This is a genomic window from Streptomyces sp. NPDC059224 (assembly GCF_042754285.1).
In the GTDB taxonomy this organism is placed as follows: domain Bacteria; phylum Actinomycetota; class Actinomycetes; order Streptomycetales; family Streptomycetaceae; genus Streptomyces.
In genome coordinates this window covers 121,594-144,436 of sequence record NZ_JBHZAN010000025.1, presented here as the reverse complement: position 1 = coordinate 144,436, position 22,843 = coordinate 121,594, and the positions used below count along the sequence as shown (strand labels likewise).

Here is a 22,843-nt window from a genome sequence, read left to right as displayed (position 1 = left end):
CGGCCCTGAAGGAAGCAGCGCCATGACCAGTACCTCGTTCGAGGCTCCGCCGGACGGCGGGAGCATGATCCGGCTCACCGAGATCCTGCACCGCAGCGTCAAGCTGCGGCAGCGGCGATTCGAGATGCTGCCGCTACGTGGCCAGGGCGCCCCCTTCACTGAGCCCCACGCCCGCAACCCCTCCGACACCCTGCCGCCGTCGGAACTCGCCGACCTGATCTCCTCCATGTCCGTCATCGGCCTCCTGGAGCCGGTCCTGGCCGAGGAGATCATCGTCGACGGCAAGGCGCCGACAATCCGCCTGGTCACCGGGGAGCGCCGCCTGCGCGCGATGCGCTGGGGCGCCGTCAACCGGCCGGAGAACCCGCACTTCCAGGCGCTGCCAGCCGTGGTATGCCCGGGCCCGTTGTCCGAGGAAGAGCGTCACATGTGGCGCTTCGTCGAGAACTTCGCCCGCGAGCCCCTGCGGCCCGGGGAGCAGGCCGCCGCGTTGCTGTACCAGCGGTGCGCCATCCTCGTTGGCAAGCTCCTCAAGGTCGGCAAGCCCGTGCCGCAGGAGGTCTACGCGATCCCCGACCCGGCCGAACGCTTCCTTGCCCTGGAGAAGATCCGCGGCACCGACAGTTCCTGCGCCGCGCCCTGGAGCGAGGTGCTGGACCGCCTAGGGCTGCAGCTCAACGAGCGCAAGGCCAGTGAACTCGTACGGGCCTTCCGCGCGCTGCCGCGTGACCTCACCGAGGAGATGGACGAAGCCGCGATCCGCCTGAACACGAGGATCAGATTCGCCGAGCTCCGCAACGGCCGGGCACAGGCTGCCGAGGGCATCTGGGCAGCCTTGAAGTCCTCCAAGCGGCTCCACCTGCTCCCGACCGCCGTGAACGTCGGCCTGGAGGAGCCCGAGCTCGGACCAGAAGAGGTCATCACCGAAGCCGAGGAACGGCAGGACGCGGCGAACGCCGACCGCCGGGCGAAGCTCACCCGGGTCCCCACCCACGCTGAGGACCAGGAGGAGACCGACAAAGGCGATGACGCTGCTGTTCCGTCGGCCCTCGGCGCGGATGAAGGGCCAGCGATCGCGGAGCTGGGCCATCCGATGCAGCCGACGGCGCCAGCGGAAGCCGCCGCAGAAGCGATGCCGGCCGACACCGCCCCGAGTCGTCCGGCGGTGGAGTCGAACACGATCCGTACCGCCCTGGACGGCATCCGCGGGCTGCTGGCCGAGGTCCGGGCCGGCAAGGAGATCGCGCGGTACGACTGCGGCTCCCTGCGCCTTGCCCTGCGCGAGCTCCACAACCACCTCGAAGGCGCCACCGCCGACGGCGCGACGGACCACGATGCAACCACCGAAGGAAGCGAAGCAGCATGACCAGTGTCTCCCTGCCCATCCCGACCGTCGGCGTGCCACTTCCGGGCCGCGGCTGCAACTGCAATAGCTGCGCATTCTACGCCGGGCCCGACGGCCGGGGCGGCCCGGCGACCGTCGAGCCCCTATGCACCGGCCAGAACTCCGACTGCCGGTTCTGCGGGTGCTCGGCGGCCGAGGCGGACGCTCCGGCGAACGCGTGCGTCACCCGCAAGTGCCCGATCCGGTGCGGGAGCCGGACCGACATAGCCGGGTGGATGGCGGACGTCGGCGGCACCCTGACCTTCGACGACATCACCGTCGACAGCACGCTGCCCGACGGCCTGCCCGCCTTCATCCCCATGACCGACGGCTCCGCGGTCACCAAGCTCGACGCCAGCCTGAACTGGCCTGCCTACGGAGTCGGTCTGCGGCGCGTATTCTCGCCCGACACCCACACACTCTACAAGCGCTTCACCGAGCAGACCGCACGCCAGGCCCTCGCCCTCGGGGACCACCAGAAGGCCGTGCTAGTCGGCTACGGCGAGGACCCGCTCGTCGAGGCCTTCTGGACTCGCCGCGGCCGCGACAGGCTCGTCGAGCGGATCGCGGAGCAGGAGTGGGACCTGGTGCTCTCGTGCAACTACAGCATCTACGGGGACTGGCCGCGCACCGAGCACCTGCTGAACATGCGCCGCTCGCTCCTGCTCGCGCAGGAATTCGCCGAGGCCGGCGTGAACGTCGTACCGAACGTGTACTGGTTCCGGCTCGAGGATCTCCAGCGCCACCTCTCCTGGATCGAGGACACCCAGCCGGCCGGTATCGCCATCAACGTGCAGACGGTCCGCGACAACGCCGACTGGGACAGCTGGGAGCGGCCCGGCCTGCACTTCCTGGCCGAGACCCTTCCCGAGGACATGCCGGTCTTCCTCACCGGCCTGTCCCGGGCGAACCGCATCGCCGAGATGTCCGAGATCTTCGGCCCGCGGCTGACCCTGATCTCCCAGAACCCCCACCAGTACGCCCTGCACGGCGCGGTCATGACCGCCAACGGCCGCGAGGACGTCCACGCCCGGAGCGAGGACGCTTTCGCCGCGACCGTCCAGTACATGGCCTCGCTCCTGCCCGCCCGCTGAAAACTTCTTCGCCCGCACTGTCACACCGGCGGCTCCTCCCACACCTGTAGCAGGTGAAAGCACCTTTGGGAGGAGCCTCCGTGACGACTGAACCCCACCCCACTGATGCCGAGACGGCGGAACCGTCGCCGGCCGCTCCGTCCTGGCGACTGTGGATCCTGCTCGTCTGGCACCCCGCGCTCGGCCTCCCCGTCGACCCTGTCGCGGTGCTCGGCCTCGACGAGGGCCGGCAGCGGGTCGTGCGCTGGGTTCCCCTTGTCTACGAAGTGGCCGGCCCCTGGCGCGAGCGCCTGAGCGAGACCACCACCAGCGAGGACGTCGCGCGCTGGATCGCTCAGTCCGGGGGTGCCTGCTCGCTTGAGCCCGCCGACGTCCCGGAGGGCGCGCTCGACCTCGCGCACGCAGCCGACATCGTTCTGGATGGACTGCTCGCCGAGGTCATACCGGCGCTCCCGCCGCGGGGTGACGGCTGATGGGCACCGGCAGCAAGTCCTCGCACGCCTCCTACGCGGTGGGACCCACCACAGCGTCGGACGCGCACGCCGTGGTGGCCGAGGCGCCCGGACAGCCGATGTCCGACGAAGAGGTCCAGGCCAAGGCCGACCTCCTGATGGCGATGAACCTCATGGAGGAGATCGCCGACCCGCCGTTCAACGTCGACCCCGAGGACGAAGTCCCGACGGACCCCGTGGAGCGGTACGACCTCTTCGTCGGCCAGGTCGAGCAGGCTCAGGAAGCCATCGAGAAACGGAAGGAGCAGGGCGCCTCCGACGAGGAGATCGAGACCCACACCAAGGCGCTGAAGGCGCAGACGCTGGCCTATCTGAACTCGCTCGACGAGGACGACCTGCACGAGATCGCCGAGGCCAAAGGCTTCGAGCACCCCGCCCTGGTGGGCCTGTCCGGCAAGGGCCAGCATCCTCTGGTCCACTGGCTCGACCCCGCGTACCCGGGTGAGATTCCGTCCAAGGCCAAGATCCAGGCCGCCGCTCTGAGCCGGTACAACGAGCTGCTCGCCGGCAAGACGGTCGGCGGAATGACGCTCGCCGACCTGCACGAGATCGAGGGCACTGAGCCGCCCGTCAGCGGCGGCGCATGGAAAGCCACACCGGACGAGGTCGCTTCCTCCGCCCAGGCAGTGACCTCGTCGATCGACGCCTGGAACGAGGCGAAGAAGACCTACGGGCCCCAGTCTCAGGAACAGAGGGTCAAGGCCCTGCACACGATGCTCGCGGCTGAGCAGAAGCTGGCATCGGCCGACTGTCCCGCGCTCGGCGAGGACCTGGCGAAGGCCAAGGCCGAGGCCAAGTCGGCGGTCGACGAGGCTCTCCACCACACGTATCTGCCACCGAAGGAGCTCCAGCCCCTGGTACAGGAGGCTCTCACTTCGGGGCAGCTGAGCGAGACCGAGGCGATGCACCTCGGTGGTCACCAGCTCGTGGCACTGATGCGGCCGAGCACACCCGAGAGCGAAGTGGAGTCGCTGAAGGCCCTTGCGGCCAAGCGACAGGAGCAGCTGGCGAACCTCGACGCCGGCTACGCCGCCCACGTTGCGATGGCTCCCGGTGGCGACCAGCCGCTGAACCTGCCACCGGCAGGCGACCCGGGCGCGCCGCAGGCGATCGCCGTATGGGCGAAGAACGCCGGCGATGTCCGGGACATACAGACGGACGTGAACGGCTGGTACCCCTACACCCAGCAAGGCGGTGCCAGCGACACCCCGTACGCAGAGCACCCGGCTCTCGGACCGGAGAAGTACCTTCACCCCGGCGATCTGACCAGCGACTTCAAGTCGTGGGCCGCGAAGCAGAAGCTCTCCGACCTGCGCACCGTCGCGGGCGAGCTGGGCATGGACAACAACGCCAAGGCCACGCGTGCCCAGGTCCAGAACTACATAGCCGCGAGCTTCAACAAGAAGTACGACCAGCATGCCATCAAGGACAAGGTCAACGCGGACGTCGCGAAGAAGGAGGCGGCCAAGGCCGCCAAGGCGGCAGCCGCCGCGGCCCCTTCGACGAAGCCCGATGGCGGGTTGGCGTCGGACGAGGCAGTCCAGGCTTTGGCGAGCAAACTGCCGGCGAAGGGCACGGGCTCGGCGGCGAAGCCGGCCGCGCCTGCGGCGAAGCCGGTGAAGGCACCGAAGCCGGGCTCGTTCAACGCCAACGTCCAGGCCATGATGGCTGCCGTCCAGCATGCCAAGGCGACCAACCAGGACCTGCCAGCCCGCGTTGACGCCAAGGAGGTCGCCAGCTGGACCTTCGGCGCCGGCACGACGGCGTCCCACCTCGGTGGGATACACGCCAAGACCATCCATGCCGCCCCGGACGGATCGCCGTGGATGTTCAAGGCCGATCACAACCATGGCGGCGCACTGGGCCACACCGAGGCCGCCGCCTCCCAAATCTTGGCCTTGAGCGGCGTCCCGTCGGTGCCGGTCTACCACCACAAGACCAAGGACGGCACAGCCGGCTCGGTCCAGCCGCTGCTGCAGGGCGCCAAGCCGTTCACCTCCAGCCCGAGCCAGTGGACACAGACCCAGGTGGACACCATCGTGCGGTCGCACGTGGGTTCGTGGCTCATCAGCGATCACGACGGCTACCAGGACAACTGGCTCCAGACGCCCTCTGGAGGACTGGTGCAAATTGATCACGGCCAGTCGTACAAGTTCTTCGGTGCGGACAAGCTCTCGGTCAATTACGACCCCAACGGGGTCACTCCCATCCACCAGAAGCTCTATCAGGCGGCGCTCTCGGGCGGCCTTGCCAATGGCGTCAAGATCAATCCAGCCGCCGCACACCCGGTGATCAAGAAGTTCGAGTCCATGCCGGACGCACAGCTGCGCTCCGTCCTGCACTCCACCGCGTACGAGGGCGCCAAATCCGGTGTGGCCTGGGTCCCGCAGATGCGCAGCCGAGCGGCCAAAGCCCTGAAGATCCCGCAATCCCAGGTCACGCATGACCAGATCGCCACGGCGTTCCTGGACCACGCCGTAGAGAGGAAGAACAACTTGCGCGAGAACTTCTCCGACTTCTTCGTCCAGCAGCTGGGTCTGCCCTCCGGCGCCTCCCTCAAGCACGGCGGTGGTAGCTGATGGGAACCGGATCGAAGTCGAGCCACCAGAGTTACGCGGTCAGCCCCACCGCGCTCGCCGAGGTCCCTGCCGCCCCGTTGGACATCACCGGCGCGCCGGCGGCAGGTGAGGGGGCCGACCTGGCGGGCGTGGCCGTGGGGGCTTCGGGGGAGGCGGCGTTCGAGGTGCCCGAGCTGCCTGAGCCTGTTGCCGAGCTGGCTTCCCCTGCGGAACCTCCTGTCGACGAGGACCCGCTGGCGGAGCTCGATGGGCTCCTGGGCACCGAATCCGAGCCCGAGCCTGTTGCGGCCGCTGCGCCGTCTGAGGAAGAGGCTCAGGAGGCGTCCGCCGAGGGGGAGCTGCAGAGCAGCGGTGAGGAGCCGTCGGCGGAGGAAGACGTGCTGCTCCAGGCAGAGGACATCGAGGAGGTCGAGGAGGAAGAGGAGGAGACAGACCCCCCGCTGACGCCGGTGCCCGCGGCGCCGCCGGTGGGCGAGCCCACCGGGACGCCGATTCTGGTGGGCGGGGACGACTTCATCAACTCCGAAGCAACCCTGGTCGCCTACGACTCGCCGGACGGCCCGCGGGAGGTGCTGCTGACGCACATATCGGAGGAAGCCGAGGAGAAGCTCCTCAACGCGCTGAGCATCCCCGGCACGCACATGGAGGAGATCCAGGTCGAGGAAGAGGTCACGGAGCGCCTCGACCTCGACAAGGAGAAGAAGCTGGCCGAGCTGACCAAGACCGCAATCACCTCCGTGCAGCACAAGCTCAAGGGCAGCCTGCCGATGTCGGACGCGTCGATCGCCAAGCACCAGGCGGCCGTCGACGCGGTCTCCGCCGTCCTCAACGACCCGTCGATCAGCGACGACGAGAAAGCTATGGCCCAGCACTACATGGACCAGCTGGACGTTGTGAAGGACAAGATCGACAATGGCGGGTCAGTCATGCCGTGGATGGACGCCTACGAGGTCACCGCGACCAAGATGGTCACCAAGCAGATACCGGTGCCCGACGGAGATCCGGAGCCCGGCACGCTGGCCGCGACGGTCCGCAAGGCCAGCAGGATCCAGGCGAACCTCGACCCGGCCACCGGGCAGACGTCCTGGGACGGTGTCAGCCGCTCTTCCGCCAAAGGCACGGAGTACGAGATCGACATGGGCGACGGCTGGAAGGCTGTCTACCGTCCGTACAAGGACAACGACCCGGCGAACACGGAGTTCTCGCTGCGGGGACAGCTTGAAGTCCACGCCCCTGCGGGCGCCGGCCACGGCAAGGACCTCGTGGATCGGCTGGAACAGCTGCACCTGATGAACAAGCCGATGACCGCGGCCGAGGGCGAGTGGACGTACCTGGCGAACAACATCCAGGCCCAGGGGCTGGAGGGCTCCGCCGGCATGAAGGCCGCCATGGAGACGGCCCAGGGACTTCAGGATCTGCAGGTCCAGGAGATCGTGCACCAGCGCATGGAGTCCCTCATGGGGCTCGACAGCGACGCGCTGCAGACGGCTATGAAGAGGATCCACCTGGAGGCATCCCACAAGGTGCTGCCGATGAAGGTCGAAGTCGTCCGGGATGCTGTCGCGAAGGCCTCCGGGTTCTCCAGCGGCGCCGAACTGGCGGCCAGCCCGGGCTACGAGCCGACGCCCTCGACCGGAGGGAAGTGGCTGACCTGGTCCCGCTTCGATGTGACCGGCAACAAGGCGGAGATCCAGAGCGCGTTCAAGGGCCGGTCACTGAGCCACAACCTCAACGGCGGCGATCTCGCCAGTCTCCTCGGCATCGGGGTTCTGGCCTCCACGGAGAAGCGGGCCGTGATGGGCATCGGCGGGGGACTGGGCTTGAGCGAGCAAGCCGACAAGATGACCGGCGGCGCCAACAGCGTGTTCCTACGGGTCAAGAAGACGCCCAGCTCCCCGGGTGGGGGTCGGCTGATCTGGGACGACCCGAGCGTACTCATGCAGCGCAGCGACTACTACGCCTACAACAGCGACCATTACGGCGCCATCAACCCCGCGCACCACAACTACAACGCGGGGGCGATCACCCGGGACCCGATGAAGATCGCCAAGTTCTCGGGCGGCAGCAACGAAATCATGTTCCGGAACGGGATCGACCTGCTTGGGGCCGAGGCTCCCAGCAGGATCGTGTGCCATACCGCCGCGGAGCGCAGCAGCATCCTTGCCTCCCTCACCGCGCGGGGCATCACCCAGCTCGGTGGGAAACCCGTCGAGGATGTTCTGTGCACGGAATCCGACTACTAGGGCTGACCAGGAGCGATTCGATGACAGCAACACAGCAGCAGTGGCGCCAGCGCTTCGCGGACCTCGTCGCAGGCAACCACAGTGCGACCGGGGACCCGGTGGATGCCGGCGCGCGACTGGTCGTGTCGGGCCCTGACGGGACGGAGGTCTTCCGCGCCGCTCTCGCCCGCCACCACCGCTTCGAGGACGACGGCGACCATGTCATATGGATCAGGCCTCTGGTCGGTGGCCAGGACGCCGAAGGCGGCGGCTACCTGTTCAACCTCAACCTGGCTCGGCGACGATCCCTTTCGGTGGCCAGTGCCGACCTCGTGGACGACGGCGTGGAGATGGAGCTGACCACGGGGCAGAAGGCACGGGTCGAGCCGGCCGACGGCCCCGAACTCGAGCAGCTGAACCGCTGGGACGACTTCACCAACCGCCTTACCCCAGAGGAGGACGCCGCACTGGGGCGGCTGGACGCGGACTCCTGGCACGGACGCTATGCGTGAGCAGCGCTGTCGCCGGTGCCGACGGGCGGCCGCGGGGCGTGTTGGCATGATGTCCCCGCGGCCCGACCGCCGCGAGACGGACCACTGGCCGGCCCTGGGATTGGGCCGGCCGGCCGCTCTGGCGGAAGAGCAGGACCCCACTCGAGAGGAGGAAGCACATGGCAGATCGAGCACATCCGGTGACCGAACAGCGGCACGCTGATCTGCGGAGCCCGCTGCCGGAGCACGAGCGCGACCTTCCCGTCGACGTGAGCTGGCTGCGCCAGCGCGCCAGGCTGTTCGCCGCGGTGTCCGAGCGCAACTTTCACCTCGTCACCGATCTCGTGGCCTACGCCTCGATCAGCGGCATGTCCTACCTCTCGCACTATGCCGCCCAGGTGTATCTGGGTCCGAAGACCGCGCGGCTGAAGGTGCCGTTGATGGCCATCAACCTCGGGCTGGTGACCACGCGCGAGGAAGCCGATCGCGCGCTGGCGCACGAGACCATGCACCTGGTCGTCCCCTCGTATGGTCACAAGGCGGCCGCCTTCGCCCGGGCCCAACTCCTGCTTGACCAGGTCGGCCAGCTCACCATCGCGCCGGCATAGGCAGACCACGTCCGCAGCACACAGGCCGGCCCAGTCGCTGCCCCACTCGTATCCCTGGGTGCAGCGGCTGGACGCCCGATAATTCCACCATTGTGTTGTGTATTCTTGTTTCAATAGGTACTGTGATTGATGTCGGGCGGGAGATTCCGCCGGCCGAAGCCGCTGTCCGCGGCCTTCGATTCCAGCCCCGGTGTCCATGAGGCGCGCCAGCGTGCCGATACGGACCCGATCCTTCTTCTCGGAGATCCGATGCCGAGCACTACGAGGACGCCTTCCAACCCCATTGAGGCCGCAGCCATCCAGGCCGCGGTGAAGCGCGCGCAAACCGGACAGGCCAGCCAGATCGGTCCGGACCCGGCCCTCCATGGCCACGACACCGAGCTGCGGTGGGTGGAGGCGGTACTGCGCCACCGCCTCTCGCTCAACTCCCTTGGCCGCCCGGTCAGTATCCGCACCGAGGACGACGACACCCATCCGCTCGTCGCGGACGGTCAGCACTTCCCCGCGGTGGCGCTGTCCATCCCCTTCGCGGACAGAACACTGAACTTCCTCGCGACCTACGACAACGACCGCCGCCTCACCTTCGACCTCATCGGCCCGTGCGACCGGTGCGGCAAGCCGGTGCCCATCGAAGAGATCAACTTTCTGGAAGACCTGGGCGACCACCTCCTCCAGACCCGCGACGGCCTCGGGGGATCCCCCCGCCTCCGTACCTCTCCCGCGCACGCCGACGGCTGCCTCGCACGCGGCAACTGATCGCGCTCCCCTCCCCGCAGGGCGCCCCCGGCTGATTCAGCCGGGGGCGCCCTGCGTGAGGCGACACCTCACCACGCCGGCAGCCGCTCGGCCGGGTGCTCGCAACCCCGGGGAGACTGTGCGACGTCCGCGTCGTCGACGTCGCCGGGCTCCAGGGCCTCTTGAAGCCCGAGGTCAAGCGCACCTCCCACGGCCCACCGGCTTGATCGCCAGTCACGATGACGACGCCCAGTTCGGCGGCCACCACCAGAGCAGCGCGCACCGCCAGCGCCGTCGCCAGGACCGGCCGAGTTCGCGAGAGCCGACTGGGGCGTGATCGCGCTCAGATCCACGCACGCATGCGCCCGCACGCGGGATGCCCGGCGCCACGCCCGCCCGCCTCCCCTTCGGAACACAAGGAACGAGATGCCTGAGAGCACGAACGCGACCGCCCGCACCGCCGCCAAGCGGCTCCTCACCCAGAACTCGGATCTGAGGAGGATCGGCGTATTCAACTGGACATTGCCAGCTTTCGTGATCGAAATGCCTGATGGAAGCCATTTCAACGTATGCCCTCAGGCCGGCGCGTGCGCACAGTTGTGCTACGCCCGGGTCGGCACGTACCGGTTCAAGAACGTCCGCGCAGCACACATTCGGAATCTCCTCCTGTGCCGGGACAATCCGGAGGAATTCGAGAGGCAGATGACGGAGGAACTCACGCACAAGAGGTACGTCGGCAAGTGGATTCGCGTGCACGATTCAGGCGAGTTCTTCTCCGACGAATACCTTCTCACCTGGCTGTGTATCATGCGCAGCTCACCGGGCGTTCGCTTCTACTGCTACACCAAGGAGATCAGCCGCTTTAAGCGGCTTGTCGCCAACGATCCGCCCGAGAACTTCCTCTGGTGCTACAGCCTCGGAGGAAAAGAGGACCACCTCATCGACCTGAGCACTGAAAGGCACGCGGACGTCTTCCCTGACGTCGAGGCGCTGATCGCCGCCGACTATACCGACCAGACGGAATCGGACCTTCTGGCGGTGCTCAGCGAGTCCCCCCTCGTCGGAATCCCGGCGAACCGGATTCCGCACCTTCTCAAAAGACAGGGGCAGGAGACGTTCGGCAGCCTTCAGCGAGCGCGCGACGAGAAGCTGCGCGCGAAGAACGCTCGCGCGGGCCAGAAGTTCACGCTGGCGTACTGAATACTCGCGGGGGGTGTCTTCGGGGCCAGACGGACACACGCCCGGCCCCGAAGGCACCTCCGCCGGCGTACGGAGGCGCCACCTCGAGCGCGCGTTGCGTATTACTTTACCGTGATGTACTTTAGCGCCTGCCCCTGCGCGATCGGGGCCGGCGCAGCCGTGGAGCCGGCGGTGCTGGCTCCACCTCGAGCTTGACGACCAGGCCCCCACCCGCGGGACCTCGACCACGGCCTGCGGGTTCACTGCCGGTCCGACAAGGAGTAACGGTGATTCCCGCCGACGCTGATGAACTCGTGACCTCACAGGACATCGCGGAGAAGTACGAGGCCAACGAAGGCAACGTGGCCTACTGGACCACGCTCCCGGGTTTCCCGGAGGGTTGGCCTTCTGGTCCCGGACGGACCTTGGTCCGCGACGCCGCGTTGGTGGACGCCTGGCTTAAGGAAAACCTGCCGGTCCACTGGGCGAAGGGGCAGGACTCGGACAACCCGTTCGGCCTGCCCGCCGGCAGGCCGAAGGACTTGGTGACGCTGTCGGACATCTGCGCGTGGGAGGGGAAGGCCCTTGGACGGACGGAGCCGGTGCCGGAAGCCACCCTGCGCGGGTACATCTCCAGGAAGGTCCTGCCTGGCCCCGACCGCACGCCAGGTGACGGGAAGCGGCCGGAGGTCACGGAGCGGAAGTGGTTCCGCGAGACGGCCTACAACTTCGTGAACCGTAAGCGGCGCATGCGCCGGCAGACGACGGCCGAGGAGTTGGCCGTCAGCAAGCAGGCCCCTGCAGCCGACAGCGAGCTTCCGGGCCGCTCGACCATCGCGCGCACGGAGCACCTGGACGCCCAGGGCATCGCGACCACGTACAGCGTCAGCGGGCAGACTGCCCGGGGATGGATCCGCGCTGAGGGGTTCCCTGAGGCTGGCGAGCAGGGCTACAGCGCGGCCGAGGTCGACGAGTGGGTGCGCGAGAATCGCCGGCGGACCTGGGCCACGGCCCAACGACGCGCTCAGCTGTCCGGCCACGCGTGGGACGACTCGTCGGCAACTGACGAGGACGCCGGCCAGGAGGACCTCGCCGACCCGGCGGCGGAGCCGACAGCAGCGGTGCAGGGCGAACAGGCGGAGCTCACTGCGGAGATGATTGGTCCGCGGTACGGCGTCTCCGAATACACCGGTCTCCAGTGGACCAAGGTCAAGGAGAAGCGCGAGGGCGACAAGGTCGTTCGTCAGGCCTTCCCTGCGCCGCGGAGCACACAGCCGCGTACGTATGACCAGCACGAGGTCGACGCATGGGTGGAGAAGCACCGTCCCCATGTCTGGGCGGCCTTCAAGGGAACCGGGCCGGCCCTGGTCCACAATCTGCCCGAAGGGGACCCGCGGGACCTGCTGGACATCTACGACTTCGCCGAGGTGCTGGGCATGACTACCCGTGGCGAGGCCCTCGCACGCGAGACCATCCGCGCCTACCACGCCCGCGGACAGGTCCCGTTCGCCGACCGGACGGCCGATGACGGCAAGAAGCCTCGGGTCTTCCAGGATCACTGGTATCGCGAGACGGTCTACGGGTTCGTCCTCAGCCGCAGGGGGTCCGGCCGCTTCGGTCGCAGGACCTAGGAAGCCTCGGTGGCCTTGTCCTGCCGACCGGCTGCCGGCTGCTAACCGACCCGGTAGCCCACGGAACGGTAGGGCGGACGGTCGCTGGAAACGAGAGAGCCCGCCGGTCAGACGACCGGCGGGCTCTCGGCTTTCCTCTGGGTGTCTCGCACATCGTGGTGCGATCTATCGGGTGGTCCCAGGTGCGATGTCCGCCGTGGCGACGAGAGCATCGAGTTCTTCATCGCCGACGATGACGAAAGCGCGGCCCCCGGGTGGAGGCCACGCTTCTGGCTTCAGCGGTGTGGCGCGTCGCCCGAGTCAGCTGCGCTTGCGGAAGAAGCGGCGGCGAGGGCGGGGCTGCGGCCGGTGCGGCGGCTGCCCGGCCAGCTCGTAGACGGCGTCGTGGAGCTGCGGGTGCGCCAGCAGAGTCCAGTGCTTGTCCAGGGCCGCCCAGACCTCCGTCAGCGCGGTGCGGGGGTCCGTTCCCAGGAGCGTGCTGTACGTCGCTGCCACGGCCGGGGTGCGCGAGCGGCCCGCGACGCAGTGAAGGAAGACCCGCTTGCCTTCCTTGCGGAGCCGGAGCACCTGGCGGGCCGCCTGGTCGAGGGCGTAGTGGAGGTTGGCGTTCTCGCCTTCCCTGTCGACCAGCCAGACGCGGACGTGTTCGACGTCGGTCCCGGAGAAGATCGGCCCCTGTCCGACGCGGCACAGGGAGACGACCGCTTCGAACGGCGGTGTGCCAGCGAACTCGGTCATGGGGAGGTTGCCGAGCAGGACCCCGTCGTCGGCCGGGTGCTGTGCGACGTAGCCCCTTCCGGCGGAGCCGGGGATCTTGACGCGCGGGGCCGAGGGCCAGCCGTCACCGTCGTCCAGGCCCTTGCGAGCGGTCAGGACGGCCAGGCGGACGAGATCGGGGCCGGACATCGTGGGCCATCCGTTCACTGCCTGCTGCCAGGCGAGGGGGATGGCCGAGACGCCCCAGCGCGCGCCCAGGAGGGCGCCCGCGATCGAGGCCACGGTGTCCGTGTCGTCCCCCGCGCGGACCGCCGCTTCGGTGGCGAGCTGGAAGTGCTGGGCGGGGAACGATCCACGCTCCGGCGCCAGCTCAGGAACGGGCGTGTTGGTGATGGCGGACCACGCGGCCTGGAGGGCGGTGACCACGTACCCGTTGCGGGTCCAGTGGTGCGGCGGGTTCGCCTCGGCCTCGTCCAGCCTCGCGTGCCAGATCTCCTGTCGGTCCTCGGGAAGCAGTGCGATGCCGTCACGGACTCCGTCGAAGGAGCCTTCCAGCACGGCGGTTCGGATGCCCGCGCACCACAGGATGCACGCTTCGACGCACTCGGGGTCGCTGTGGGTGAGGGAGCTGATCATGGTGGCAGCCCGGACCATTCCTTCAACGTCGTCCAGGTAGGCTAGGGCGACGATGCCGGTCCGCATCAGCGAGCCGTTGCCCGCGCTGAACCGGGTGCGGGCGGTGTAGGCGTCGGCTTCCGCCGTCATGGCCTGGGCGGGCGTGCCCGCCTTGTGGTTCTTCGCGGCGCGGAGCACGCTACTGGTCTGGTTCCCGATGTCGCTGGCGCCTCCGTCGCGCCAGCGGTGGAAGTTGCGGGCGATCTGGTCGAGTGCGGTCGAGCTGGTGAGGTCGGCGCCGGTGGACGCGACAGCGGCGATGCAGACTTGCATCTGGGTGTCGTCGGAGTACTCGCCGGGCTTGTAGGGGCCCAGACCGCCGCCGATCATGGCGGGCAGTTCGTCGGCGCCCAGTCGGCGGGCGAACTCGTAGGGGACGCCGAGGGCATCGCCGCACGCAGCGCCGAGGAGGACGCCGGCTGCGCGGTCGGTGGCGTGGGCATTGAGCGGGTGGGCCGCCGGGGTCAGGGTGGGGATCGTGAGGTCAACGAACTTGGCATTCACGGGTGTTCTCCCGATGTCGTGTGCTGCGTGCGTGGTCTGAGGAGGGCGGGGCGGGGAGCGCGGCGTCAACTCGCCGGGCGCTCAAACCCGCTGTCGCCACGTCAGAGTGACACGACCGAACCACTCTCGTCAACATGACGATTAGCGTTGCGTGTTTCCTTTACATTGTGTACTTTAGTTGATGCCGGAGGCGCTCGACCGTCCTGGATGACGCGCCCCGCTTCCCTTCGTCGGCACCGCACCCCCTGAACGTCAGCGGCCGTACGTCGGGCATCGAAGTGCACGCCCACTCACAGGAGTTCTGCCATGAACAAGGCCCAGCTCGTCGAAGCGATCGCGGACAAGATGGGCGGTCGCCAGCAGGCCGCCGACGCTGTCGACCACGTGCTCGACGCCATCGTCCGCGCTGTCGTCGCCGGGGATCGCGTCTCCGTCACTGGATTCGGCTCGTTCGAGAAGGTCGACCGACCGGCCCGCTACGCCCGCAACCCCCAGACCGGCGAGCGGGTGCTGGTCAAGAAGACCTCCACCCCCCGCTTCCGGGCCGGGCAGGGCTTCAAGGACCTGGTCAGCGGCGGCAAGAAGCTGCCCAAGGGCGGCGAGGTCTCCGTCAAGAAGGCCCCCAAGGGAAGCCTCACCGGCACCACCGCCGTGGTGAAGAAGGCCGTCACGAAGAAGTCAGGAGCGGCAGCCAAGAAGTCGGGACCGGCGAAGAGGGATGCGCCGACGAAGCCCGTCAAGGTCACAGCCAAGAAGTCGCTCGCCTGATCCACCGTTGCCGGACCCCCTCCCCCGGCGTTCCCTACTCGACGGCCGGGCGCTGGCGCGCCCGGCTGGACCGGAGAGACTTCTGATGAGCTACCTCTTGATCGACGACGCCCTCGTGGCCAGGGCGGCTTCGTTCCGGCAGTGAATGGGTTGATGGAGCTTCAGGAGCTGGGGCAGGACTGCGGGGTGGTCGGCGGGGGCTGACGCGGAGGCAGGCACGACTTCCGGTGATCATGAGGTGTCGAGTACCTGATCACCACGACGGAAGACCGTGCCTGCCCGCTCATCCCGCGCCCTCTGGGCCAACTCGCCGACACCACGCCGACCGTACCCGATGACCTCCCTGGCCTGCTGACCTGCCTGGCTCAGGTGCCCGATCCCCGCCGGGACCAGGGCCGACGCCACCCGCTCGCCTTCGTCCTCTCCCTGGCCGCGTGCGCGGTCCTGGCCGGAGCGAAGTCCCTGGCCGCGATCGCGGAGTGGGCCCGCCGACGCCCCGCCCAACGTCCTGGCCCGACTCAGTGGCCCATGCCGGGAGCCGGACCGCGGCCCCGTCGCCCCGGCCGAGGCCACCGTGCGTCGTGTCCTCCAACGCATCGACGGCGACGTGCTGGATACAGCCGTCGGAAGTTGGCTCGCCGGGCGCGAACGCGCCGCCGACCAGGAGGAGAACGACAGCGACCGGCGGCCCCTGCCCTCCCTCGCCGTGGACGGCAAGACCGTGCGCGGCGCCCGCCGCACCGACGGCACCCAGGTCCATCTGCTCGCCGCGATGACGGGGACCGGCCTGGTCACCGCCCAGCGCGAGGTGGACGCCACGCCCAACGAGACCACCGTCTTCCAGCCCCTGCTTGCCCCGCTCAACCTGCACGGCACGGTGGTCACCTTCGTCGCCCTCCACTCGCAGACCGCCCACACGCGCTTCCTCGTCGAGGACAAGCACGCCCACTACATCGCGCTGATCAAGGGCAATCAGCCCACCCTGCACCAGTGGCTGAAGGCCCTGCCATGGCGGGAAGTGCCACTCCTCGACAAGACGCGGGCCACCGCGCACGACCGCGACGAGATCCGCCGAATCAAGGCCGCCGCCGTCACCGAGATCGCGCTCCCACACGCGGTGCAGGCCGTCCAGATCGTGCGCCGCCGACGGATCGTCACCGCCAGCAAAGTCACCCTGGAACGCATCTACGGGATGACCGACCTGACCGCGGAGCAGGCGGACGCAACCGAGATCGCCCGCCGCGTCCGCGGCCACTGGGGCATCGAGAAAAAGATCCACCACGTCAGGGACACCACATACGCTGAGGACGCCTCCCGCGTACGCACCGGCACCGCTCCACGTGCCATGGCATCCCTGCGCAACCTGGCCATCGGCGCTCTCCGACTCGCCAACCAGACGAACATCGCCGCTGGACTCCGCCACCACACCCGCGACGCCAACCGTCCACTGATCACCCTCGGCATCATGTGATCAACCAGGACACATCACCTGGACGACGCGGCCCTGCCCTCGTGGCCTCTACCCATCGGACTCTGGCCTCTGCTTGCTCAGCGGAGGCGCAGGGGATCAGGCGCAGCACCGAGCCCGGTCATCTGCTGGGCGGTGATCCAGCTTGGCGGACGCGGCGGAGCGGCGGTGTGGCGGAGGTCGGCATCCTTTGGACTGCCGGGCGCCAGCCGACTCCAGGGCACGCCCAGGGCGCCGCCGCATGCCGCGCCGAGGAGCGCGCCGGCCACCTTCTTGTGTTCGGCGCCCACCGCAACGGGTGAAGGCTCCGCGACAGCCTTGCGGGCCTCCGCAGCGCCCAGCGCGCTCCTCGTCTGCTGCCGATGTCGCTCGCACCACCACACCAGGATGGATGTTGCGGGCGATCTGGTCCAGCGCTGTGGCACTGGTCAGGTCGGCTCCGCACGGCGACAGCAGCGATGCACACGTGCAATTGCCTGTCGTCGAGCGCCAGGCGAGTTGGCGCCGCGTACCCCGCCCCAGACCATCCTTGCCGCACATAAACTCGGGAGATTCCTCGATGTTGCTTCTTAGGGTTTCGATATGTATTGTTGTAGCAGCCGGTCGACCGGTCAATCCCTCAATAGCCGCAACCCCTCAGCGGTCCCATCCACGGGAGGACTTCCATGCCTCGACGCATTCTGATGCGGCTACTGCGCCGCACTCCCCGCCCGGCTCCCGTTCTGCCCGGCCGAACCCACAACTACGACAACGACCACCGCCGCTGGGGTCACGACTACACGCTGTCTCCGTACTCGGCGACCCCCGATCAGGTCACCGCCACCGGCTGGGGCTATGACATCGAAGAGGGCGACTACCTCCTCGTCGGACGCCCCGAGGCACCATGGAAGCTCAAGGTCATCGACATCGTGTACGACCGAGACCCAAGGGATTTCTGGTCCGCCACCCTGTCCGTTGTCGTCCAGCCGCCTGTTCGTGTACTGGAGTGGAAGGGCTCCGCGGGAGAGTTTCTTCAAAGCGCCCTCGGTCGCGCGGGTGTCCAGAGTCACGCGACCGGCGACAGTGCGGGCGAATACATCAAAGTCCCCGCTGGCACTCAGGGTCTCATCACGATCACAGGCGTCAGTGGCCGAGCCAGGGAGAACGAACTCTGCTACCGCCCGAACGACCACCAGGGGTGGGGGGCCGTCATCGAGCAGGAGGGCGCCGACTTCACAGAGTTCTACCAGTCCACCAGTTCCGACCTGGCCGAGGACACTGCCCGGGTCGTAAGGGCCGTACAGGAAATCATCGCCAAATGCTCCGCCAGCTAAGTTCATGCCCGCCACGATCAGCTTCGAGGCCGACCCATGCCCGGGTGGCCGCCGGACCTGCGACGGTTGCCGCTATGCCCCTGTAGTGGTGTGACGTTCCGCCCGCCCCCTGTCGAGCTCGGCATGAAGTCGAGAGAGGCGGGACGGGCCGCTCACGGCAACGTCAACTCGTAGGCGCCCCCCAGTCGTCTCGACCCGTCCTGCGCTGACCGGGCCCATCCGCCGCGTGCGGGTCTCCCCGGGCTCAAGCGCGCCTTTGCCCTGGTCGCGGCGCTCCTGAATCTGGGCGCGAAGCGGCCCTGGTCCACCAGCCGCTGACCCGCTGCGCCGCGAACGGGCGGCCCGGCTCCGCCTGGAGCAAGGACGACGGGTACGGAGTCGCGGTCGACGTGGTGCGCGACGAAGTGTCGGTGCAGTGGTGGCCGGCCGCAGTGCCCAAGTCCCTGGCGCTGTGAGAGCACGGAGGAATCCGGCAGCTCTGTGTGGCGCTGCTGTCGGTCCGGTCCGCCGTGCCCGAAGGGGATGAGCGGATACCCCACTCCATGACGTTGCGTATTTATTGTTCAGTGTGTAGTATACTCACGCCTGGTCGATCGGCTGTCCTCTCCCGCACAGCCCGTACGCCGACCCTCGTCGGCGCCGTGAGGGCGGCCGCCAGGCCGCTGAACCGCTGCGCGGCGAATCCCGCAGCCCTCAATCTCACCGCCCCGGGCCGCTGAAGCCCGCCTCGAACTGGGAGACCGTCATGGGCCCGAGCACCCCCCACCCACGCCGGACACCGCCCCTCGACTCGCTCAGGGAACTGGCGCCGGGCGCCGAGCTGGTCAAGGTCCGCGCCAACCCGCGCAACTGGAGCCAGGCCATGCTCCTCGCCGCGTACACGTGGCCGCAGTACGAGGGCGACCGCCTGGTCCCCCTCGGCCAGGGCAGCTACCTGGACGACTCGCACGACACCGCTCTGACGATCGGCGAGTTCCTCAGCCGGTACCGGCAGCTCCCCGTCGTACGCCAGCTCCAGGCCAGCGACGCCGCCTACACCTTCCTGATCGAGCTCGCCCGCCCCTCCTGGGAGCTCTCTAGCGGTGATTCCCAGTGAGCGCCCCGGCGATCCCCGCGGCGTGCGCGCACCGTCCCACGCACGGCGGCCTGGTCGTCCCGTACGTCTCGTTCGAGCACAACGGTCTGCCGGTCTTCGGCGGGCTCGACCCGGGCAAACGCACCCGAGCCTTCGAGAACGGCCTGTGCCAGATCTGCGAACGGCCGCTGGAGCGGTGGTTCTACGTGCTGGTCCGCCCCCAGGACGTGGGTATCGGGTACGCGCCGGAACCGGGACTCCACCCGCCCTGCCTGATGTATTCGGAGAAGGCGTGCCCGATGCTCATCCCCCGTCAGTTCGCGATTTCTGAAGCACTGATCCGCCGGAACTCACGAGGTAGGGCACGTAACGGCCAGCCTAGACCGTCGGGTTCACGAATCCCGGGTTGTTCCCCGTGGGGCACGTCATGAGTCCCCACGTCTGCCGCAGGGCCCGTAGGCGACCGATCCCGTTCGACTGCAAGTTGGGCGCCGATCACTCAGGTACCTGTAGCCCCTTCACCCACCGGCCACGCCTGCCAAAGAACCCCGACGATCACCCTGCTCTTCTCGAGATGAGCAGGGGCGATCGTCAGTGCGAATCCTGATCAACACTGCTGCCCCTTCGCTGCCCCTTTTCAAGGAGAGCCCTGTGATTGCTGCACTCTTCAACCCGCTGGACATCGAATGCCTCGTCAAGACGGCTGTGGAGCTGTGGGAAGAAGTCGACCCCAGCGATCTATCCGAGCACCAGCAGGACACGCTCAACCGCGCACGCGAGGCATGGCTCGCCGAACATGCTGACCAGCAGCCTTCCTTCCCCGAAGCGGTGAGCCTCATCAGCCCGCGCCCGGTGGGACGGGCCTGGGTGCTGCGCCGCTGGGACCGCCATGAGGACGTCGTGTCGCTCCATGCTGATGAGGACTCCGCGCTGGCCGATCTCGCCACGTACGTGCGCGGGGTCTGGGACAACCTCGTTGGTGAGGAAGGCATCCCCGACCAGCCGCCCACCGACGACCGCGAGGCCGTACGGCTCTACTACGGCCCCGAGCGCGACGGCCGCCCGGACGAGGGTTACGACCTCTACGCCGAGGACATCGCCAGGTGTGGCCGGACCCGCATCGTGCCGCTCGACTACCGCTTTCCCGATGAGGACGCGAGCGAGCAGGCGAACCGGGACGCCACCTTTCATCCGCAGACCGACCTCAACGACCTCCCGTGCGTCGAGGTCGATGGCGTCCTGGTGTTTGCCTACCTCGACCACGAGGCCAGCGCCGTGCGGATCTCCGTGCACCTCGACTCCGCGGAAGACCGGCTGGTCCGTCCCGACGGCTCCGTGCCACTGCGCGTCGAGGTCGAAGACGACGTGGTGCTGGATGACAGTGCAGAGGGCACACCCAAGCGGGATCTGCTGACCAGGCTGCTCGATGCAGCCGATGACCGCCAGGAGCAGGCAATCCGCGAGGCAGCGTTCGCGGCCGGCGTTCTCTGGCGCTGCCCGACCTGTCAGTGGGACAACCTCGGCGAGGCCGCCTGCTGCGAAGGCCCTGGTCCCTGCCGCGTCCCGAAGCCGAAGGCGACCAGCTGACGAGGGAGCCCTGGGCCGGCCAGCCGGTCGGCCCAGGGCGCGACCTCGAAATCCGGAGCGACGACGGCCGCACCGGCCCGAAGCACCGGCCCTACCTCACTCCCGCAGGCCTCGACGCCGCACGCGCCGCGAAGCCGCAGCCCTGATCCTCCTGTCCTCCGGCGGGTGCGACCCTTCCCAGCCGCACTCGCCCCTCCCCCACAGGTACGCCCATGACTTCCCTCACGCTGTTCGAACCCGGCCTCGATGCCGTCCCCGCAACGCCGTCGTCCGGCGGACCGGCTCCGGCCGAGGTCGCCTCCGCGGAGGCTCTGGCATCCTTCCGCGCGACGAAGCACAAGTCGCTCAACTTCGGCCTCGGCGTCGACTCGACGGCGCTGGCCCTGGCGATCATCAACGATCCGACCGCCTTCGGGATCGCCGAAGACTTCTCCGACTTCTCGATCGTGACGGCGATGACCGGGTTCGAGTTTCCCGACACGATCGCCGACGTCGAGAACCACGTCCTGCCGTTGCTGCGGGAGAAGGGCATTCGATACACGCAGGTCGCGCGGGCTGGGCGCCCCGACTCGGCGGGTGTCGAAGTCCTCTCCGACACCAAGAACCCCGGCAAGGTGTTCAGCCGGGGTCCATGGACGCTCATGGACGAACTGGAGGAGAACGGCACGGTTCCCCAGTACGCCGGCGGTCACGTATGCAGCCAGAAGCACAAGGCTTGGACGATCGACCGCCTCCAGCTCGAGCGAGCGGGCGGGCAGACCGTCGGCAAGCTCTTCGGCTGCAACGCGGACGAGTACAAGCGCGCGGTCAAGGCGAACAAGTTCCAGGCCAAGCGCAACAAGAAGGCCGGCTACGAGACCTTCGCCCTGGACTACCCCTTGCTCAGGCTCGGCTGGGGCCGCGAGGACGTGCAGGGCTACGTCAAGGACCGCCTCGGCATCGACATGTCCAAGTCATATTGCCCGGTATGCCCGTTCGCCGGGGTGTGCTCGCCCCAGCCCGACCACCTGAAGCGGCTGCGGAAGTACCCCGACCTCGCCGCGCGCGTGCTGCGCCTGGAGTACCTGTCGATGGCCCTGAACGACAACAGCTCCCTCTACAAGGACGACACCCTGTTCAGGCGGGTCACCGACGACCAGAACGCTGAGGCGCTCGGCCAGTTCAACGCCCGGCTGGACGAGGAGCCGTGGGCGGTCTACCGGTTGCAGCGCGCCTACACCGCCGGCCGCCGGCCCGAGTGCCACACCGCGCACGGCGACCGCTGCTCCAAGCCCGAGTGCCGCGACAGCAGCTTCAAGGGCACGGTCTACCGGTCCGTGAAGACCGTCCGCACCGGCAGCCGTTCCGAAGTCGGCACCTTCCTGCACAACGCCGCCACGGCCCTGGACCGCCCCGTCGAGCACTCCACGAAAGCCCACGGCGCCGGCATCGACCGCGTGCGTACCCGCGTCCGGCCGGACGCCAAGACCTACGGCACGGTCGAGGACTTCTACGTGACCGCCCCGGCCGGCGTGCAGGACAAGGCCCGCTCCGGCTTCGCCGGTGTCTGGGCCGCGATGACCGCCGGCCAGTAGTCCCCCCGATCCCCCTGCGAGGAGAGATGACCCCACGCACCCTGCCCCCCGCCGCCTACGACAGACTCACCGCCGCGGTCGCGCGCGACACCGGCGATCGGCGCGCGGCCGCCCTCTGGAGCCACGCCGCGGCCCTCGTCCGGCACGCCCACGAGCACGGCCTGGCTCCGGCCGACGAACGCCCGCCGGGTCCGGACGGCCCGCTGAATCCCTGGAGAGTCTCGCCGGCTGCCACCCCGCCCTGGCCCCTCTCGCCGATCCGGCCGTACTGCCGCTGTGGGAGCAGCCGCTCGGCTCCGCAGCCTGGACCGCCATCGAGGAGTTCTGGGACCGGCACCCCGCCCTCGAAGACGAGCGCCGCGTGGACGGCTACGCACGCCCAGCCACAGACAGAGCCGCCCCGACAACAGCATGCACAGAGCCAAAACCAGCAACACGCTGAACTTGACAGGGAACATCCTCGTCCACCGGGCCCGCCCACCGGTCGACGACACGGTCACGGTGATCCGGGGCAACCGCGGAGAGCCCCACGTTCCGGAGGACCCCGCGAGAGGGCTGGTCTGGAGAGCGATCGAGGACGCGGTCGACAACCGGCTTGCCTGGGACCGGTTTCAAGCGGGTGCGGACCTCGCACGGCGCGGCGAAGACACCACTACTTGAGATGTTGCGTATTCCCGATTCACTGTGTATTGTCATTCTCAGGTCGGGTCAACGCCCCGCCACACCA

Annotated in this window: 16 protein-coding genes and 2 pseudogenes; 17 read left to right on the top strand and 1 reads right to left on the bottom strand. The window is 68.5% G+C overall.

All coding sequences use genetic code 11. The features are described from left to right. Positions 1-22 precede the first annotated feature (22 nt). From ACFXI4_RS27645 to ACFXI4_RS27600, 10 genes are all read left to right on the top strand, one after another. On the top strand, positions 23-1,366 hold the full coding sequence (locus ACFXI4_RS27645; protein WP_384995837.1) for a ParB N-terminal domain-containing protein: 1,344 nt from the start codon (positions 23-25) through the stop codon (positions 1,364-1,366). Next, a complete protein-coding gene (locus tag ACFXI4_RS27640) occupies positions 1,363-2,478 on the top strand; it encodes a DUF4417 domain-containing protein (RefSeq protein ID WP_384995835.1) in 1,116 nt (371 codons plus the stop codon). The genes ACFXI4_RS27645 and ACFXI4_RS27640 overlap by 4 nt, the downstream gene beginning before the upstream one ends. Before the next feature lie 80 nt (positions 2,479-2,558). Further along, on the top strand, positions 2,559-2,951 hold the full coding sequence (locus ACFXI4_RS27635; RefSeq protein ID WP_384995833.1) for a hypothetical protein: 393 nt from the start codon (positions 2,559-2,561) through the stop codon (positions 2,949-2,951). After that, positions 2,951-5,569 carry a hypothetical protein gene (locus ACFXI4_RS27630; protein ID WP_384995830.1) on the top strand — a complete coding sequence of 873 codons (2,619 nt, stop codon included), beginning with the start codon at positions 2,951-2,953 and terminating at the stop codon, positions 5,567-5,569. The genes ACFXI4_RS27635 and ACFXI4_RS27630 overlap by 1 nt, the downstream gene beginning before the upstream one ends. Beyond that, positions 5,569-7,812 carry a hypothetical protein gene (locus ACFXI4_RS27625; protein ID WP_384995828.1) on the top strand — a complete coding sequence of 748 codons (2,244 nt, stop codon included), beginning with the start codon at positions 5,569-5,571 and terminating at the stop codon, positions 7,810-7,812. The genes ACFXI4_RS27630 and ACFXI4_RS27625 overlap by 1 nt, the downstream gene beginning before the upstream one ends. Positions 7,813-7,832: 20 nt before the next feature. After that, on the top strand, positions 7,833-8,303 hold the full coding sequence (locus ACFXI4_RS27620; protein WP_384995826.1) for a hypothetical protein: 471 nt from the start codon (positions 7,833-7,835) through the stop codon (positions 8,301-8,303). A gap of 158 nt (positions 8,304-8,461) precedes the next feature. After that, positions 8,462-8,890, top strand: a complete 429-nt coding sequence (locus ACFXI4_RS27615; protein WP_384995824.1) for a hypothetical protein — start codon at positions 8,462-8,464, stop codon at positions 8,888-8,890. Positions 8,891-9,199: 309 nt separating this feature from the next. Continuing rightward, a complete protein-coding gene (locus ACFXI4_RS27610; RefSeq protein WP_384995821.1) occupies positions 9,200-9,646 on the top strand; it encodes a hypothetical protein in 447 nt (148 codons plus the stop codon). Between the two features lie 405 nt (positions 9,647-10,051). Beyond that, positions 10,052-10,825, top strand: coding sequence for a hypothetical protein (locus ACFXI4_RS27605; protein WP_384995819.1), 774 nt, complete (start codon positions 10,052-10,054; stop codon positions 10,823-10,825). A 266-nt stretch (positions 10,826-11,091) separates the two neighbouring features. After that, positions 11,092-12,435, top strand: a complete 1,344-nt coding sequence (locus ACFXI4_RS27600; RefSeq protein ID WP_384995816.1) for a hypothetical protein — start codon at positions 11,092-11,094, stop codon at positions 12,433-12,435. A 300-nt stretch (positions 12,436-12,735) separates the two neighbouring features. On the opposite strand, the gene ACFXI4_RS27595 is transcribed toward ACFXI4_RS27600, so the two are convergent. Next, a complete protein-coding gene (locus ACFXI4_RS27595) occupies positions 12,736-14,331 on the bottom strand; it encodes an ADP-ribosylglycohydrolase family protein (protein ID WP_384995813.1) in 1,596 nt (531 codons plus the stop codon). 306 nt (positions 14,332-14,637) lie between these two features. Between ACFXI4_RS27595 and ACFXI4_RS27590 the strand changes: the two are divergent. The 7 genes and pseudogenes from ACFXI4_RS27590 to ACFXI4_RS27560 all read left to right on the top strand — a co-directional run. Beyond that, positions 14,638-15,096, top strand: a pseudogene (locus ACFXI4_RS27590) (HU family DNA-binding protein); the annotation flags it as partial. Between the two features lie 372 nt (positions 15,097-15,468). Further along, positions 15,469-15,540: pseudogene (locus ACFXI4_RS27585) on the top strand (hypothetical protein); the annotation flags it as partial. A 133-nt stretch (positions 15,541-15,673) separates the two neighbouring features. After that, positions 15,674-16,570 carry an ISAs1 family transposase gene (locus ACFXI4_RS27580; RefSeq protein WP_384995811.1) on the top strand — a complete coding sequence of 299 codons (897 nt, stop codon included), beginning with the start codon at positions 15,674-15,676 and terminating at the stop codon, positions 16,568-16,570. Between the two features lie 662 nt (positions 16,571-17,232). Then, entirely contained in the window at positions 17,233-17,880 is a 648-nt protein-coding gene (locus ACFXI4_RS27575) for a hypothetical protein (protein ID WP_384995808.1), read from the top strand. A 745-nt stretch (positions 17,881-18,625) separates the two neighbouring features. Further along, positions 18,626-18,976, top strand: a complete 351-nt coding sequence (locus ACFXI4_RS27570; protein ID WP_384995806.1) for a hypothetical protein — start codon at positions 18,626-18,628, stop codon at positions 18,974-18,976. Positions 18,977-19,606: 630 nt separating this feature from the next. Continuing rightward, the gene (locus tag ACFXI4_RS27565) at positions 19,607-20,542 is read left to right on the top strand and encodes a hypothetical protein (protein WP_384995803.1); all 936 of its coding nucleotides are present in this window, start codon (positions 19,607-19,609) and stop codon (positions 20,540-20,542) included. A gap of 212 nt (positions 20,543-20,754) precedes the next feature. Continuing rightward, entirely contained in the window at positions 20,755-22,116 is a 1,362-nt protein-coding gene (locus ACFXI4_RS27560) for a hypothetical protein (RefSeq protein ID WP_384995801.1), read from the top strand. The last annotated feature ends 727 nt before the right edge of the window (positions 22,117-22,843 follow it).

What these genes read in the sequence shown, in the direction of transcription:
- ACFXI4_RS27575 (WP_384995808.1), top strand. Translation starts at nt 17,233, where the DNA reads ATGCCTCGACGCATTCTGATGCGGCTACTGCGCCGCACTCCCCGCCCG.
- ACFXI4_RS27605 (WP_384995819.1), top strand. Translation starts at nt 10,052, where the DNA reads ATGCCTGAGAGCACGAACGCGACCGCCCGCACCGCCGCCAAGCGGCTC.
- ACFXI4_RS27645 (WP_384995837.1), top strand. Translation starts at nt 23, where the DNA reads ATGACCAGTACCTCGTTCGAGGCTCCGCCGGACGGCGGGAGCATGATC.
- ACFXI4_RS27640 (WP_384995835.1), top strand. Translation starts at nt 1,363, where the DNA reads ATGACCAGTGTCTCCCTGCCCATCCCGACCGTCGGCGTGCCACTTCCG.
- ACFXI4_RS27620 (WP_384995826.1), top strand. Translation starts at nt 7,833, where the DNA reads ATGACAGCAACACAGCAGCAGTGGCGCCAGCGCTTCGCGGACCTCGTC.
- ACFXI4_RS27615 (WP_384995824.1), top strand. Translation starts at nt 8,462, where the DNA reads ATGGCAGATCGAGCACATCCGGTGACCGAACAGCGGCACGCTGATCTG.
- ACFXI4_RS27570 (WP_384995806.1), top strand. Translation starts at nt 18,626, where the DNA reads ATGGGCCCGAGCACCCCCCACCCACGCCGGACACCGCCCCTCGACTCG.
- ACFXI4_RS27625 (WP_384995828.1), top strand. Translation starts at nt 5,569, where the DNA reads ATGGGAACCGGATCGAAGTCGAGCCACCAGAGTTACGCGGTCAGCCCC.
- ACFXI4_RS27560 (WP_384995801.1), top strand. Translation starts at nt 20,755, where the DNA reads ATGACTTCCCTCACGCTGTTCGAACCCGGCCTCGATGCCGTCCCCGCA.
- ACFXI4_RS27630 (WP_384995830.1), top strand. Translation starts at nt 2,951, where the DNA reads ATGGGCACCGGCAGCAAGTCCTCGCACGCCTCCTACGCGGTGGGACCC.